Here is a 15,485-nt window from a genome sequence, read left to right on the forward strand (position 1 = left end):
TGCACCTCATGCAAAAAGGTCTTGCCGGCCGCCGCGCCGCTCGCTTGCATGTTCAGCGCACGACAGGTTCGGCGCATTCACGGCAAGACCTTGGGAACGTTCTCGGGAGATTTCCATGCTGGACAAACTCGATGCCGAATTCGCCTTCGGCCGGCAGGCGATGGATGTGCGCGCCTACCGGCAGGAACTGCTGTCGTCGAACATCGCCAATGCCGACACGCCCGGCTACAAGGCGCGCGACGTCGACTTCGCCTCGTCGCTTGCCGGTGCGCTGAAGAAGACGGGCGGCAGCAGCGCGGGCCAAGGCGCGTCGAACAGCTCGACGCTCGCGATGACGCAACCGGCCGGCGTGACGAGCGGCATGTCGATGTCGGCGACCGAACCCGGCCACATGAGCGGCAAGACGACGCTCACGGCGACGGGCGGCAGCCCCGACGACTACGGCAACCTGCAATACCGGATTCCGGTGCAGCCTTCGCTCGACGGCAACACGGTCGACATCGACACCGAGCGCGTGCAGTTCGCCGACAACACGCTGCATTTCGAATCGGGCATGACGGTGGTGTCGAACCAGGTGAAGACGATGCTCGCGGCGATCACGTCGGGCAGCTAACCGGGAGCACACGAATACACGATTCGCGCGTATGGCGGCAAAGCGGCAAAGCGCGCGGATCGCAGAGGCTGCCAGGCGCAGCAAAGTACGGCAAACGCAGCAAAGCGCACGCAACAGATAACAGATGCAACAGATGCGCGAAACACGCTCAAGACAGGCGCGCGATCCGCGCGAACGGGCGTGGCGGTACCGAACGAAACGCTACGGGACTTAACGTGAAGCCGGCCAGAACCGGCAGGAGAGGTCAGGAAACATGCCATCCCTGATGAATATTTTTGGTGTTGCAGGCTCCGCGATGTCGGCGCAGTCGCAGCGGCTCAACGTGACGGCGTCGAACCTCGCCAACGCGGACAGTACCACCGGCCCGGACGGCCAGCCGTACAAGGCCAAGCAGGTCGTGTTCGCGGTGAACCCGCTCGGCGGCGCGCGCTCGGGCTCCGGCCAGCAGGTCGGCGGCGTGCAGGTGACGGGCGTGATCGACGACCCTTCGCCGATGAAGACCGCCTACGAACCCGGCAATCCGGCCGCCGACGCCGACGGCTATGTGACCTTGCCGAACGTCGACCCGGTGCAGGAAATGGTCAACATGATCTCGGCTTCGCGTTCGTATCAGGCCAACGTCGAAACGCTGAACACCGCCAAAACCCTGATGCTGAAAACGCTCACGATCGGAACCTGAGGAGAGAGCCTTGACCACCAACACCACGATCGGCAGCAACGGCACGACCGTTTCGCAGACGCTGCTCGACACGATGAACGGCGCGAACGCGACCGGTTCGACGGGCAGCACGTCGGGCACCTCGGCCACCGATCTGCAGAACACGTTTCTGCAACTGCTCGTCGCGCAGCTGAAGAACCAGGACCCGACCAATCCGATGGACAGCTCGCAGATGACCTCGCAGCTCGCGCAGATCAGCACGGTGCAGGGCATCAGCCAGCTCAACACCTCGCTGTCCTCGCTGTCGACGCAGCTTTCGGCGGGCCAGCAATCGCAGTCCGCGCTGCTGATCGGCTCGACCGTGCTCGCGCCGGGCAATTCGATCTCGGTGTCGAGCGGCAAGGCCACGCCGTTCGGCGTCACGCTCGCCAACGACGTGAGCGACCTGCAGGTGGTCGTGAAGAACTCGGCCGGCACGATCGTCAACACGATCGATCTCGGCAAGCAGTCGGCCGGCACGGTGCCGGTCGGCTGGACGCCGACCGACGCGGCGGGCAATACGCTCGCCGACGGCACCTACACGATCACCGCGACCGGCTCGATCAACGGCCAGCAGGCCACGGCCACCACGCTGACCGGCGCGACCGTGGACGGCGTCGTGACGCAGAGCAGCGGTACGGCGGGCCTCGTGCTGTCGAATGGTTCGACGGTCGGGCTGACGGACATCGCCGCGATCCTCTGATTCAGATCAATTCAGTTACGACTTTCCAGATACGGAGCACGTCATGGGTTATCAACAAGGTTTGAGCGGGTTGTCCGCGTCGTCGAGCGATCTCGACGTGATCGGCAACAACATCGCCAACGCCAACACGGTCGGCTTCAAGAGCGGCACCGCCGAATTCGCCGACATGTACGCCAATTCGATCGCGACGGCCGTGAACCAGCAGGTCGGTATCGGCACGCAGCTTTCCGAAGTGCAGCAGCAGTTCTCGCAAGGCACGATCACCACGACCAACCAGGCGTTGAACGTGGCGATCAACGGCAACGGTTTCTTCCAGATGTCGAGCAACGGCACGCTGACCTATTCGCGCAACGGCGTGTTCCAGCTCGACAAGAACGGCTACATCACGAACGCGCAGGGGCTCCAGCTGATGGGCTACGGCGCCAACAGCTCGGGCATCATCAACACCGCGCAGACCGTGCCGCTGAAGGTGCCGACCGCGAACATCGCGCCGCAGGCGACCACCTCGATCACCGCGGGCCTGAACCTCAACGCGCAGGACGACCTGATGCTCGGCGCGCCGACCGTGACGGCCGGCGCGGGCAACACCGGCACGCTCAACACGACCGGCGCGACGATCACGAACGGCGCCGCGGGCACCAACACCGATAACTACACGATCAACTTCACGAGCCCGACGACCTACACGATCACGGACCACACGCTCGGCACGACCTCGGCTTCGCAGGACTTCACCGCCGGCACCGCGATCACGCTCGGCAACGGCGAGAGCATCACGTTCAGCGGCGCACCGGCCAGCGGCGACAGCTACACCGTCGCGCCGAATCCGACCGCGTTCAACCAGAACAGCGCGTCGACCTACAACTACTCGACCAGCACGACCGCCTACGACACGCTCGGCGGCTCGCAGACGGTCAACATGTATTTCGCGAAGACGTCCGCCGGCACGTGGAACGTGTACGCGGGCACCTCGACCGGCGCGGCGACGCTCGTCGGCACGGCGAACTTCAACTCGTCGGGCACGCTCGTCAGCACGGCCAACCCCGACGGCACGCCGACCACGACGCTCGGCGCGTTCAACGTGTCGATCCCGACCTCGGACGGTTCGTCGACGCCGCAAAACATCACGCTGAACCTCGGCACGACCACGCAGTACGGCGGCAAGGACGGCGTGAACAGCCTCTCGACCGACGGCTACGCGGCAGGCCAGCTGACCAGCTTCACGGTCGGCACCGACGGCACGCTGACCGGCAACTACTCGAACGGGCAGACCGCCGCGCTCGGCCAGATCGTGCTCGCGAACTTCTCGAACCAGAACGGCCTCGTCGATCTCGGCAACAACGAGTACGGACAGACCGCGGCTTCGGGCGTCGCGCAGATTTCCGCGCCGGGCTCGACCAATCACGGCGTGCTGCAAGGCGGCGCGGTCGAGAACTCGAACGTCGATCTGACGAGCGAGCTGGTGAACCTGATTACCGCGCAGCGCAACTATCAGGCGAACGCGCAGACGATCAAGACCCAGCAGACCGTCGACCAGACCCTGATCAACCTGTAAGCCAACGGGACCCCATCATGGATCGGCTGATCTACACCGCGATGTCGGGCAGCACGCAGGCGCTCGAACAGCAGGCGATCGTCGCGAACAACCTCGCGAACGCCTCGACCACGGGTTTTCGCGCGCAGCTCGAAACCTTCCGCGCCGTGCCGATGTCGTTCGGCGACGGCAGCTCGATCAACGACGACACGACCCGCACGTTCGTGCTGTCGTCGACGCCGGGCGCCGACTACACGCCGGGGCCGATCCAGCAGACCGGCAATCCGCTCGACGTGGCGATCCAGGGGCCGGGCTGGCTGTCGGTGCAAACCGCCGACGGCAACGAGGCCTACACGCGCGCGGGCAACCTGCACATCGACGAAAACGGCCAGCTCGTGAACGCGACCAATCAGGTCGTGCTCGGCAACGGCGGGCCGGTGTCGGTGCCGCCGGGCGCGGAGATCACGATCGGCAAGGACGGCACGGTGTCGGCATTGACGCCCGGCGATCCGCCGACCGCGGTCGTGACCGTCGATCAGCTGAAGCTCGTGAACCCCGATCCGCAGACGCTCACGCGCGGCGACGACGGCCTCTTTCGCACCGCCGACGGCAATCCCGCCGACGCCGATCCGACCGTCACGCTCGCGCCGGCCTCGCTCGAGGGCAGCAACGTGAATCCGGTCAGCGCGATGGTCTCGATGATCACCAACGCGCGCCAGTTCCAGATGCAGACGCAGCTGCTGGAAAACGCCGACAAGAACGATCAGTCCGCCAACCAGCTGCTCAGCTTCAGCTGACGGATTGCCATGGGGCGCGCGACGAGGCGCGCTCCAACATTGGAGAACCCTAAGTGAACCGCTCACTCTATATCGCCGCGACCGGCATGAATGCGCAACAGGCGCAGATGGACGTGATCTCGAACAACCTCGCGAACGTCAGCACCAACGGCTTCAAGGGCTCGCGCGCGGTCTTCGAGGATCTGCTGTACCAGACCATCCGCCAGCCCGGCGCGAACTCGACGCAGCAGACCGAACTGCCGTCCGGCATCCAGCTCGGCACCGGCGTGCAGCAGGTCGCGACCGAGCGCCTGTACACGCAGGGCAACCTGCAGCAGACCGGCAACTCGAAGGACATCGCCATCAACGGCGCGGGCTTCTTCCAGGTGCAGATGCCCGACGGCACGACCGCCTACACGCGCGACGGTTCGTTCCAGACCAACGCGCAGGGCCAGCTCGTCACGTCGAGCGGCTATCAGGTGATTCCGGCGATCACGATCCCGACCAACGCCACTTCGCTCACGATCGGCAGCGACGGCGTCGTGTCGATCACGGTGGCCGGTTCGAGCAACAGCCAGCAGCTCGGCTCGATGCAGATCGCGACCTTCATCAACCCGGCCGGCCTCGACGCGAAGGGCGAGAACCTGTTCGCGGAGACAGCCTCGTCGGGTGCGCCGAACGTCTCGCAGCCGGGCCTGAACGGCGCGGGCTCGCTCAACCAGGGCTACGTCGAAGCGTCGAACGTGAACGTCGTGCAGGAACTGGTCAACATGATCCAGACCCAGCGCGCGTACGAAATCAACAGCAAGGCCGTGACAACCTCCGACCAGATGCTGCAAACCCTCAGCCAGATGCAGGTTTGAGGGGCAGGGATTCAAGCAAGGTGATCACGATGTCGGATTTCACTCGCACCCCGGTGCATTCGCGCACGGCCCAGGCGCTCGTGCAGCTCACGCTGCTCGCGGCGCTGGGCGGCTGCGGGCTCGTGCCCAAGGAGCCGATCACGCAGCAGCCGATGACCGCGATGCCGCCGGTTCCGCCGCAGGCGCAGGCGCCGGGCTCGATCTACAACCCGGGTTTCGCGGGCCGCCCGCTGTTCGAAGACCAGCGGCCGCGCAACGTGGGCGACATCATCACGATCGTGATCGCCGAAAACATCAACGCGACCAAGTCGTCGGGCGCGAACGCGAACCGCAACGGCAACACGAATTTCGCCGTGCCGACCGCGGGCTTTCTCGGCGGCCTCTTTGGCAAGACCAACCTGAGCGCGAACGGCGCGAACGTGTTCTCGGGCACCGGCGGCGCGAACGCGTCGAATACGTTCAACGGCACGATTACCGTCACCGTGACGGGCGTGCAGGCGAACGGCAACCTGATCGTGAGCGGCCAGAAGCAGATGCTCATCAACCAGGGCAACGAGTTCGTGCGCTTCTCCGGCGTCGTGAATCCGAACACGATTTCGAGCCTCAACGCGGTGTATTCGACCCAGGTCGCCGACGCGAAAATCGAGTACTCGGCGAAGGGCTATATCGACGAAGCGGAGAACATGGGCTGGCTGCAGCGCTTCTTCCTCAACGTGGCGCCGTGGTAATCATGCGTACCGTTCCGAACCTTCGCGCCTCGTTCTCCCTGCGCCGCTTCGTGCGTCTTTTCCTCGTGCGTCTTCCACACCTGCCGCGCCTCGTGAGCTCCACGCGCTACGGCCGCGCGCTCGCCGCGCTGGCGTCGTCGCTCGCGCTCGCCTGCGCGGTGCTGCCGCTCGCGACGCCCGCGCATGCCGAGCGTCTGAAAGACCTCGCGCAAATTCAGGGCGTGCGCGACAACCCGCTGATCGGCTACGGCCTCGTGGTCGGTCTCGACGGCACCGGCGACCAGACCACGCAGACGCCGTTCACGACGCAGACGCTCGCCAACATGCTGGCGAACCTCGGCATCTCGATCAACAACCAGGCGGCGGGCTCGACCAACTCGCAGTCGTCGCTGTCGAACATCCAGTTGAAGAACGTCGCTGCGGTGATGGTGACCGCGGTGCTGCCGCCGTTCGCGCGGCCCGGCGAGGCGATCGACGTGACGGTGTCTTCGCTCGGCAACGCGAAGAGCCTGCGCGGCGGCACGCTGCTGCTCACGCCGCTGAAGGGCGCCGACGGCCAGGTGTACGCGCTCGGCCAGGGCAACGTCGCGGTCGGCGGCGCGGGCGCGAGCGCGAACGGCAGCAAGGTGCAGGTCAACCAGCTCGCGGCGGGCCGCATCGCGGCCGGCGCGATCGTCGAGCGCGCGGTGCCGACCGCGGTGTCGCAGGCCGGCACGATGCAGCTCGATATGAACGACATGGACTACGACACGACGCAGCGCGTCGTCGCCGCGATCGACAACGCGTTCGGTAGCGGCACCGCGACCGCGCTCGACGGCCGCACGATCCAGTTGCGCGCGCCGGGCGATCCGCAACAGCAGGTCTCGTTCATGGCGCAGTTGCAGAACCTCGACGTGCACCCGGCCCAGGCGGCCGCGAAGGTGATCCTCAATGCGCGCACCGGCTCGATCGTGATGAACCAGATGGTCACGCTGCAGAGCTGCGCGGTCGCGCACGGCAATCTGTCGGTGGTCATCAACACGCAGCCGGTCGTGAGCCAGCCCGGCGCGTTCTCGAACGGCCGCACCGTGGTCGCGCAGCAGTCGCAGATCCAGATGAAGCAGGACAACGGCTCGCTGAAGCTCGTGAACGCCGGCGCGAACCTCGCCGAAGTCGTGAAGGCGCTCAACGCGCTCGGCGCGACGCCCGCGGATCTGATGTCGATCCTGCAGGCCATGAAGGCGGCGGGTGCGTTGCGCGCCGATCTGGAAATCATCTAGGGAAGACAGCAGATGAATTCGAATCCGACCAATAGCGTCAACTCCGCGAACGACCTCAGCAGCCGCTTCGCGCTCGACGTACAGGGCTTCGGCGCACTGAGCGCGCAGGCCAAGGCTTCGCCGCAAGCCGGCATGAAGATGGCCGCGCAGCAGTTCGACGCGGTCTTCACGCAGATGATGCTCAAAAGCATGCGCGATGCGACGCCGCAGGACGGCCCGTTCGATTCGCACGATTCGGCGACCTTCACGTCGATGATGGATCAGCAGTTGGCGCAGCAGTTGTCGAAGAAGGGCATCGGCGTCGCCGACGCGATGCTCAAGCAGTTGATGCGCAACCAGGGCATGCAGGTGGGCGGCTCGGGTGGCGTGGGCGGCGCCGGTGCCGCTGGCGGTCTCGCCGGCATGGCGAACGCGCTCGGCGGCGGCAGCGGCGGCGACGAAGGTCAAACCGCCGCGCTCAACGCGCTCGCGCGCGCCTACGGCAATGCGCAGGCGAACGGCCAGCTCGCGCTCGGCCACGGCTACTCGGGCAATAGTTCGTTGACGCCGCCGTTGCGCGGCGACGGCAGCTCGCCGAAAGTCGATGCGTTCGTCGACAAGCTCGCCGCGCCGGCGCAGGCCGCGAGCGCGGCGACCGGCATTCCGGCGCGCTTCATCGTCGGGCAGGCGGCGCTCGAAACGGGTTGGGGCAAGAGCGAGATCAGGAAAGCCGATGGCTCGACGAGCCACAACGTGTTCGGCATCAAGGCGACGCCGGACTGGACCGGCAAGACCGTCTCGACGGTGACGACAGAATACGTGAACGGCAAGCCGCAGCGCAGCGTCGAAAAATTCCGCGCGTACGACTCGTACGAGGAAGCGATGACCGACTACGCGAGCCTGCTGAAGAACAATCCGCGCTATGCGCAGGTGATCAATTCGTCGCATGACGTGAACGGTTTCGCGAACGGCATGCAGCGCGCCGGTTATGCAACCGACCCGCATTACGCGAAAAAGCTGTTGTCGATCATGCAGAAAATGGGCTGATTAAAGAATGCACGCGACGGGGCCAGGTGCATATAAGACGGAAGAAGGCCGGCTGCCGGAAGGCGGCTGGCCGATCCGCGAGAATAAGCTGTGAGGCGGTACGCGGTACATGAGCGTTGAAGCGGTTCAGGCAGTAGGCGGGCAAGGTGAAAGAGCATGCGTAACGCGCTCGCACGTAAAGGCATATGCATAAAGGCGCGGCAATCGAAGCGGCGCTAAACAGCCGGCGTGAAAAAGCATGGGGAAAGGGGCGGATCGAGTTTTAACGTTTGCGGCGAATTTGCAGCAAATTTTTAATAAAAGTGCCCTAAATTTTGGCTGGGTGCTGCCGCTAACGAGTTAGACCCGATACCGGAAAATCGCTGTCATTCCGGTCGAACGCGCGGGCCGCGGCGGCGCTAAAGACCTTCGGGTCGAAAGAACCGTTGGCGCGTGCCCGCCAGAACATGCATACCGGCAAGCTCATGGATATGAACCAGTCGAATAGCCAGATCGACACACACGGCCAGCCGCACGACCCGCAAGACGAAAGCGTTCCCGATTTCGGCCGCCGCAATCCGCTCGAGATCGGCGTGCAGTTGCGCAATCTCGTCAATCGCGGCGATTTCCTCACCGTCGAATACGCGGGCGGGCAGCTCGTCACTCGCCTGCTCGACGTCGACGTGCGCGAGCGCACCTTCACTTTCGATTGGGGCGCGCTCTCCGAACAGAACAAGGGGCTGCTCGCCGCGCCGCGCTGCAAGTTCCACGCCGCGCCGGACGGCGTGCGTGTCGAGTTCGTGACCGCGACGCCGCGCGAGACGCGCTTCGAGGGACTGCCCGCGTTCGAGGCCGATTTTCCCGAGGTGCTGTTCTACGTGCAGCGCCGCGAATACTTCCGCGTCAACGCGCCGATTCTCGACCCCTACGTGTGTAGCGGACGCTTTCCCGGCGGCGACACGTTCCGCTTCGAGGTGCACGACCTGTCGCTCGGCGGCCTCGGTATGCGCACGACCGACGAGCGCGTCGCCGAATTGCCGATGGGCACGCGCCTGATGGACTGCGAACTCGCGCTCGGCGCGCTCGGCCGTCTATCGCTCGATCTGCAGCTCGTGTCGCATCGCTCGATTGCGCTGCCGAACGGCACGCAGCGCTACCAGCTCGGCTTCCGCTTTCTGACGCTGCCCGGCAGCGCGGAAAACACGCTGCAGCGGCTCATCACGCAGCTCGAAATGAAGCGCCGCTCGCTGGTGCGCTAGCCCGGCACGACGTACCGGACGAAACGCGCCAAACGAAGCGAGCCGAACGAAGCGAGCCGAACGCAACGCGCACCGTGCACACCGCACGGCGCGCGTTTCTCCGGCTCGACGCGCAAACGTTGCAACGACGCGAAAGAAAGCGTCGCACGAAGCGGAACGGCCCTCAATTTTTCGCGCGACGGGCCGTTAAAGAGGATGTTCCAGCAACGTGGCGGCAGGTCTGCGGTGCCGCCCTTCAGGATGACGCATGTCCAGCAATCTCTTCAATATCGGCCTCAGCGGACTCAATGCCGCCCAGTGGGGTTTGACGACGACCGGCGAGAACATCAGCAACTCGTCGACGCCCGGCTACTCGCTCGAAACGCCGGTCTATTCGGAAGTCGGCGGCAGCTACACGGGCTCCGGCTATCTGCCGATGGGCGTCTCCACCGACACCGTGCAGCGCCAGTACAGCCAGTATCTGGCGACGGAGCTGAACAACGCGCAGTCGTCGAGTAGCGCGCTCAGCGCGTACAACACGATGATCTCGCAGTTGAACAACCTGGTCGGCAGCCCGACAGCGGGGATCGCGAGCGCCATCACCGGATATTTCACCGGCCTGCAGAACATTGCCAACAATGCGTCGAGCATTTCCACGCGGCAAACCGCGGTTAGCGACGCGCAGACGCTCGCGAACCAGATCAACGCGGCGGGCGCGCAATACGACCAGCTGCGTGCGAGCGTCAACACGCAACTGAGCAACGCCGTCACGCAGATCAACACCTACACCGCGCAGATCGCCGCGCTCAACACGCAGATCACCCAGGCGAGCAGCCAGGGCCAGCCGCCGAACCAGTTGCTCGATCAGCGCGACGAAGCGGTATCGAACCTGTCGCAACTGATCGGCGTGTCGGTCGTGCAGGACAGCAACGGCAGCTACAGCGTGTTGATGTCGAACGGCCAGCCACTCGTGTCGGCCGGCAACAGCTTCAATCTCGGCACCGCGACCTCGGCGAGCGACCCGAGCGAGCTGTCGGTCCAGTACCTCGGCCAGGCCGGCGCGAAACCGGTGCCGACGCCGCAGACGCTTCCCGACGCCAAGGTGTCGGGCGGCACGCTCGGCGGCCTGCTGCAATTCCGTTCGCAGACGCTCGATCCGGCCGAAGCGCAGCTCGGCGCGATCGCGACCAGTTTCGCCGCGCAGGTGAACGCGCAGAACGAACTCGGCATCACGCTGAACGGCACGGCGGGCGGCGCGCTGTTCACGGTCGGCGCGCCGACCGTCTACGCGAATGCGCAGAACACCGGCAACGCGACGCTCGGCGTGTCGTTCGCCGATGCGACCCAGCCGACCACGAGCGACTACACGCTCTCGTACGACGGCAGCACCTATACGCTGACCGACAACGAAACCGGCAGTATCGTCGGTTCGGCGGCGGACCTCACGAAGCCGATCGGCGGCCTGCAATTCTCGGCCACCGGCACGATGAAGGCCGGCGACTCGTTCTCGATCGAGCCGACGCGCGGCGCGCTCAATGGCTTCGCGCTCGCCACCACGTCGCCCCAGGCGATCGCGGCGGCGGCGCCGGTGCTCGCCTCGGCCGCCTCGTCGAACACCGGCAGCGCGACGATCACGCAGGGCTCGGTGACGGCCGGCTACAGCGCGCCGACCAGCAAGACGACGCTCACGTATACCGCGGGCACGGGCCTCACCGGCTTCCCGCTGAATTCGACGGTGACGGTTGCCGGCCCGCCCTCGACGTCGTACGCGATCACCTCGGCGACGACCGCGGTGCCGTACTCGCCGGGCACGGGCGCGACGCTCACGATCACGAACCCGAGCAATTCGACCGCCGCGGGCAGCATGAACAACGTGACGGTGACGATCAGCGGCACGCCCTCGGACGGCGACTCGTTCACGATCGGGCCCAATACCGGCGCGAGCAACGACGGCCGCAACGCGCAACTGCTGTCGAACCTGACCACTGCGCAATCGCTCGCGGGCGGCACCTCGACGCTGACCGACGCGTACGCGAACTACGTCAACGGCATCGGCAACCAGGCTTCGCAGATCCAGACCTCGGCGACCGCGCAAAGCTCGCTCGTCACGCAGATCACGTCGGCGCAGCAGTCGGTATCGGGCGTCAACATCAATGAGGAAGCAGCGAACCTGCTTCAGTACCAGCAGCTCTATCAGGCCAACAGCAAGGTTATCCAGACCGCGCAGACGCTGTTCCAGACATTGCTTGGCATCTTCTCGTAAGGCGTCGAACCATGCGTATTTCCAGCGCGCAGTACTTCAGCATGAACGTGGAGACAATGAGCAACCAGCAGGCTCAGTTGTCGCAGATCTATCAGGAAATCTCGAGCGGTTCGAGCCTGACCTCGCCCGCCGACAATCCGCTCGGCGCGGCCCAGGCCGTGCAGCTCAGCTCGACGGCGACCGCGCTGTCGCAATACACGACGAACCAGAACGCGGCGCTTTCGTCGCTGCAGGCCGAGGACTCGACGCTCGGCGGCGTGCTCAGCACGCTGAACAGCATCAACACGCTCGGCATCAGGGCGAGCAACGGCTCGCTGAACGACGCCGACCGCACCGCCATCGCGACGCAACTGACGAGCCTGCGCAACCAGTTGCTGACCTACGCCAATGCGACCGACAGCTCGGGCAATTCGCTGTTCTCGGGGTTTCAGAGCGCCACCCAGGCGTTCACGACCGATGCGAGCGGCGCGGTCGTTTATGCGGGCGACGACGGCACGCGCACCATGCAGGTCACCGGCAACACCCAGGTGGCAACCGGCGACAACGGGATGGCCGTGTTCATGGGCGTCGGCTCGACCAATGCGGAGCCGATCGCGGCCGGCAATCCGGCCAACACCGGCACGGGCGTGGCCGGCGCGGTGACGGTGAACGATCCGACCAACGCGGGGAATGCGGACGCGTACCAGATTGCGTTCAGCGGCAGCGGCGCGACGCTGGCCTACACGATCACCGACACCACCACGGGTGCGGTCGGCACGCCGCAAACCTACACCGAGGGCGCCGACATCGCGATGGGCGGTCAGACGGTGGCGATCACGGGCACGCCGGCCGCCGGCGACAGCTTCACGGTCCAGCCGGCCAACCAGGCGGGCACCGACGTATTCGCCAACCTGAACGCGATGATCGCCGCGCTCCAGCAGCCGGTGACGGGCAGCACGGCGGCCACGGCGAATCTGCAGAATGCGCTGAACACGGGCCTGTCCCAGCTTGCCAACACGATCGGCAACGTGACGGCGGTGCAGGCGTCGGTCGGCGGCCGCGAGCAGGAAGTGCAGGCGCTGCAAGCGGTCACGCAGACCAACACGCTGCAGACGCAAAGCAGCCTGTCGGATCTGACCTCGACCGACATGGTCTCGACAATCAGCAAGTACACGCTGACGCAAGCCGCGTTGCAGGCATCGCAGCAGGCGTTCGTGCAGATCCAGAACATGTCGCTGTTCCAGTACATCAACAACTGATTCGCTACGCGATAGCGGGATGCGGCAGAGACAGGAAAACCGGCGCAAGCCGGTTTTTTTTATCCGGCGCGTCCTGCGCATCCATCACGTCCAGCGCGCTTGCGGCATCGAAGCCGCGTCTTTACTTCAGTCCCGCCGCGACCCGTCCCATTTCGTCGATGCCGCTGTCGAACAGCCGCACGAAGAACGGGATCATGTTCGGCAGCATCAACTGCACGAGCAGCAGGCCGACCAGCATCGTGAGCGGAAAGCCGATCTGGAACACGCCGATCTGCGGCGCCGCGCGATTGAGAATGCCGAGCGCGAGGTTGGCGATCAGCAGCGCGACGACGACCGGCAGCGCGAGCAGCAGCCCCGCCGAGAAGATCGAGCCGCCCCAGTTCGCGAGCGTCTGCCAGCCGTGCGGCGCGAGCAGGTTGGCCGACACCGGCACCGACTGGAACGTCGTCACGAGCGCGGCGATCACCTGCAGATGACCGTCGACGGCGAGAAACACGAGCGTGGCGATCGTCGTCATGTAGCGCGAGATCACGACGCCGGAGCCGGTCGCCTGCTGGTCGAAGAAGGTCGCGAAGCCGAGGCCCATGCCGAGGCCGATGAAGTAGCCGGTCGCGTCGATCGCCTGGAACACGATCTGCATCGTTACGCCGAGCGCGATGCCGATCAGGAACTGGTTGACGAGAATCCACACGCCGGCTGCGGAGAACACCGTGACCTGCGGCAGCGCGCCGACGGTCGGCGCGACGATGATCGTCGTGAACGCGGCGAGGCCGATCTTCACGCGCGTCGGCATGGATACGTTGCTGAAGATCGGCGCGGTCGCGACGAGCGCGGCGATGCGCGCGAACGGCCACAGGAACGCGGTCAACCAGACGTTCAGTTGGGCGTAGGTGACCGTGAACATGGCGGCACGCTCAGTTGACGAGCGTCGGAATGCTGCTGAGCGTGTGGCGCAGATAGTCGAGCATCGTCGTGAGCATCCACGGTCCGGCGATCACGAGCGTGACCACGATCGCGAGCAGCTTCGGAATGAACGACAGCGTGCTCTCGTTGATCTGCGTGGCCGCCTGGAACAGGCTCACGAGCAGGCCGACGACGAGCGCGACGAGCAACAGCGGCGCCGCGAGCACGAGGCCGACGTACATGGCCCCGTGGGCCAATGTCATGACTGCTTCGGGTGTCATCGTGAGTGCCTGGGGATCGGTGGAGCGAACGGGAAAGCGAACCAAACGGCGAACGGAAGCACGGCCGGCATCAGACGAAACTCTGTGCGAGCGAGCCGAGCAGCAGTTGCCAGCCGTCGACGAGCACGAACAGCATCAGCTTGAACGGCAGCGAGATCGTCGCGGGCGAGACCATCATCATGCCCATCGACATCAGCACGCTCGCCACCACCATGTCGATGATGAGGAACGGAATGAAGATCGTGAAGCCGATCGTGAAACCGGTCTTCAGCTCGCTCGTGACGAACGCGGGCACCAGCAGCGACAGCGGCACGTCTTCGGGGCCCTGCATCGGCGCCGCGTGCGAGATGCGCGCGAAGAGGGCGAGATCGCTCTCGCGGGTCTGCCGCAGCATGAAGGTCTTGAACGGCGCGACGCCGCGCGAGACCGCCTGATCCATCGTGATCGTGCCTTCGGAGAACGGCTTGTAGCCTTCGTTATAGGCCTTGTCGAGCACCGGCGACATGACGAACAGCGTCAGGAACAGCGCGAGTCCGACGAGCACCTGGTTCGGCGGCGTGGTCGTCGTGCCGAGCGCCTGGCGCAGCAGCGACAGCACGATCACGATGCGCGTGAAGCTCGTCATCATCAGCAGCATGGCGGGCAGGAACGACAGCATCGTGAGCAGCAGCATCGTCTGCACGCTCAGCGAGTAGGTCGTGCCGCCGTTCGGGCCGGGGCTCGTCGTGAAGGCCGGCAGGCCGGCGGTTTGCGCGAACGACAGCGTCGGCAGCGCGAATAGCAGCGCCGCGAGTGCGAGCGGCAGCAACGGCCACCACGACCTCATGCGGCGCGGCGACGCGGCACGCGATGCAGCGGCGGACGCGTCATGGCGCGTTGCGCGTGCTTCATGCGCCTTATGCGCGGCCTGCGCCTTATACGCCTCATGCGCTGGACGTGAAGCCTGAAAACCCGCTTGCCTGAAACTGACCTGCATTACCGATCCCCGCCGCCTTGCGCGTTGAAACGTTTGCCCACTTCGCCTTTCAGGGCGTCGCGAAAGCGTTGACCAAAGGTGCCGGGAAGATTGCCGGCATGCGGCGTGTGCGAGGCGGCCAGGGCATCGGCAACCGAACCGGCCGGCATCGTATACAGCAGACGCACGTTGCCGGGCGCGGCGCCAAGCACGAGCCACGTATCGCCGATCTCGACGACCGCGACGCGCTCCTTGCCGCCGAGCGACGCACCGCCGATGGTTTTCACGAGCCCGCCGCGCTGGCCCGTTTGCAGGCCGAAGCGCCGCGCGAGCCACGCGCAGCCGAACACGAGCGCGATCACGACCGCGAGTCCGACGAAGGTTTGCAGCAGCGCACCGACGCCGAGCGCGGGCACCGCGCTGCCCGCG

16 protein-coding genes are annotated in these 15,485 nt (G+C 65.6%); 12 read left to right on the top strand and 4 right to left on the bottom strand.

Translation table 11 applies throughout. The features are described 5' to 3' along the window. Window positions 1-115 precede the first annotated feature (115 nt). From flgB to flgL, 12 genes are all read left to right on the top strand, one after another. Entirely contained in the window at window positions 116-613 is a 498-nt protein-coding gene (flgB, locus tag F3J20_RS28540; RefSeq protein ID WP_167047336.1) for a flagellar basal body rod protein FlgB, read from the top strand. 253 nt (window positions 614-866) lie between these two features. Next, on the top strand, window positions 867-1,292 hold the full coding sequence (gene flgC, locus F3J20_RS28545; RefSeq protein ID WP_085483139.1) for a flagellar basal body rod protein FlgC: 426 nt from the start codon (window positions 867-869) through the stop codon (window positions 1,290-1,292). 10 nt (window positions 1,293-1,302) lie between these two features. Then, complete coding sequence (locus F3J20_RS28550) at window positions 1,303-2,013, top strand: flagellar hook assembly protein FlgD (protein ID WP_167047339.1); 711 nt, start codon at window positions 1,303-1,305, stop codon at window positions 2,011-2,013. 43 nt (window positions 2,014-2,056) lie between these two features. Then, entirely contained in the window at window positions 2,057-3,568 is a 1,512-nt protein-coding gene (locus F3J20_RS28555) for a flagellar hook protein FlgE (protein WP_167285525.1), read from the top strand. 17 nt (window positions 3,569-3,585) lie between these two features. Then, window positions 3,586-4,344 carry a flagellar basal-body rod protein FlgF gene (gene flgF / locus F3J20_RS28560; protein WP_167047345.1) on the top strand — a complete coding sequence of 253 codons (759 nt, stop codon included), beginning with the start codon at window positions 3,586-3,588 and terminating at the stop codon, window positions 4,342-4,344. A 53-nt stretch (window positions 4,345-4,397) separates the two neighbouring features. Further along, complete coding sequence (gene flgG / locus F3J20_RS28565; protein ID WP_167047348.1) at window positions 4,398-5,186, top strand: flagellar basal-body rod protein FlgG; 789 nt, start codon at window positions 4,398-4,400, stop codon at window positions 5,184-5,186. A gap of 29 nt (window positions 5,187-5,215) precedes the next feature. Continuing rightward, a complete protein-coding gene (gene flgH, locus F3J20_RS28570; protein WP_167285526.1) occupies window positions 5,216-5,914 on the top strand; it encodes a flagellar basal body L-ring protein FlgH in 699 nt (232 codons plus the stop codon). Window positions 5,915-5,994: 80 nt separating this feature from the next. Continuing rightward, the gene (locus tag F3J20_RS28575) at window positions 5,995-7,173 is read left to right on the top strand and encodes a flagellar basal body P-ring protein FlgI (RefSeq protein WP_167047625.1); all 1,179 of its coding nucleotides are present in this window, start codon (window positions 5,995-5,997) and stop codon (window positions 7,171-7,173) included. A gap of 12 nt (window positions 7,174-7,185) precedes the next feature. Next, window positions 7,186-8,199: a flagellar assembly peptidoglycan hydrolase FlgJ gene (flgJ, locus tag F3J20_RS28580; RefSeq protein ID WP_167285527.1), complete on the top strand. Its 1,014-nt coding sequence runs from the start codon at window positions 7,186-7,188 to the stop codon at window positions 8,197-8,199. Between the two features lie 464 nt (window positions 8,200-8,663). Then, a complete protein-coding gene (locus F3J20_RS28585) occupies window positions 8,664-9,437 on the top strand; it encodes a flagellar brake protein (protein ID WP_205193236.1) in 774 nt (257 codons plus the stop codon). A gap of 247 nt (window positions 9,438-9,684) precedes the next feature. Continuing rightward, window positions 9,685-11,679, top strand: coding sequence for a flagellar hook-associated protein FlgK (gene flgK, locus F3J20_RS28590; protein ID WP_167285528.1), 1,995 nt, complete (start codon window positions 9,685-9,687; stop codon window positions 11,677-11,679). Window positions 11,680-11,690: 11 nt separating this feature from the next. Next, entirely contained in the window at window positions 11,691-12,917 is a 1,227-nt protein-coding gene (gene flgL, locus F3J20_RS28595) for a flagellar hook-associated protein FlgL (protein WP_167285529.1), read from the top strand. A gap of 121 nt (window positions 12,918-13,038) precedes the next feature. On the opposite strand, the gene fliR is transcribed toward flgL, so the two are convergent. The 4 genes from fliR to fliO form a co-directional block, all read right to left on the bottom strand. After that, the gene (gene fliR, locus F3J20_RS28600) at window positions 13,039-13,821 is read right to left on the bottom strand and encodes a flagellar biosynthetic protein FliR (RefSeq protein ID WP_167285530.1); all 783 of its coding nucleotides are present in this window, start codon (window positions 13,819-13,821) and stop codon (window positions 13,039-13,041) included. Window positions 13,822-13,831: 10 nt separating this feature from the next. Beyond that, a complete protein-coding gene (fliQ, locus tag F3J20_RS28605; RefSeq protein ID WP_167047366.1) occupies window positions 13,832-14,101 on the bottom strand; it encodes a flagellar biosynthesis protein FliQ in 270 nt (89 codons plus the stop codon). A 70-nt stretch (window positions 14,102-14,171) separates the two neighbouring features. Continuing rightward, the gene (gene fliP, locus F3J20_RS28610) at window positions 14,172-14,927 is read right to left on the bottom strand and encodes a flagellar type III secretion system pore protein FliP (RefSeq protein WP_167047369.1); all 756 of its coding nucleotides are present in this window, start codon (window positions 14,925-14,927) and stop codon (window positions 14,172-14,174) included. A 149-nt stretch (window positions 14,928-15,076) separates the two neighbouring features. Continuing rightward, window positions 15,077-15,485 (bottom strand): flagellar biosynthetic protein FliO (gene fliO, locus F3J20_RS28615; RefSeq protein WP_167285531.1); only part of this gene is annotated, 409 nt, incomplete at its 5' end.

Origin of the sequence: Paraburkholderia sp. Cy-641 (genome assembly GCF_011752945.1) — a bacterium.
Taxonomy (GTDB): domain Bacteria; phylum Pseudomonadota; class Gammaproteobacteria; order Burkholderiales; family Burkholderiaceae; genus Paraburkholderia.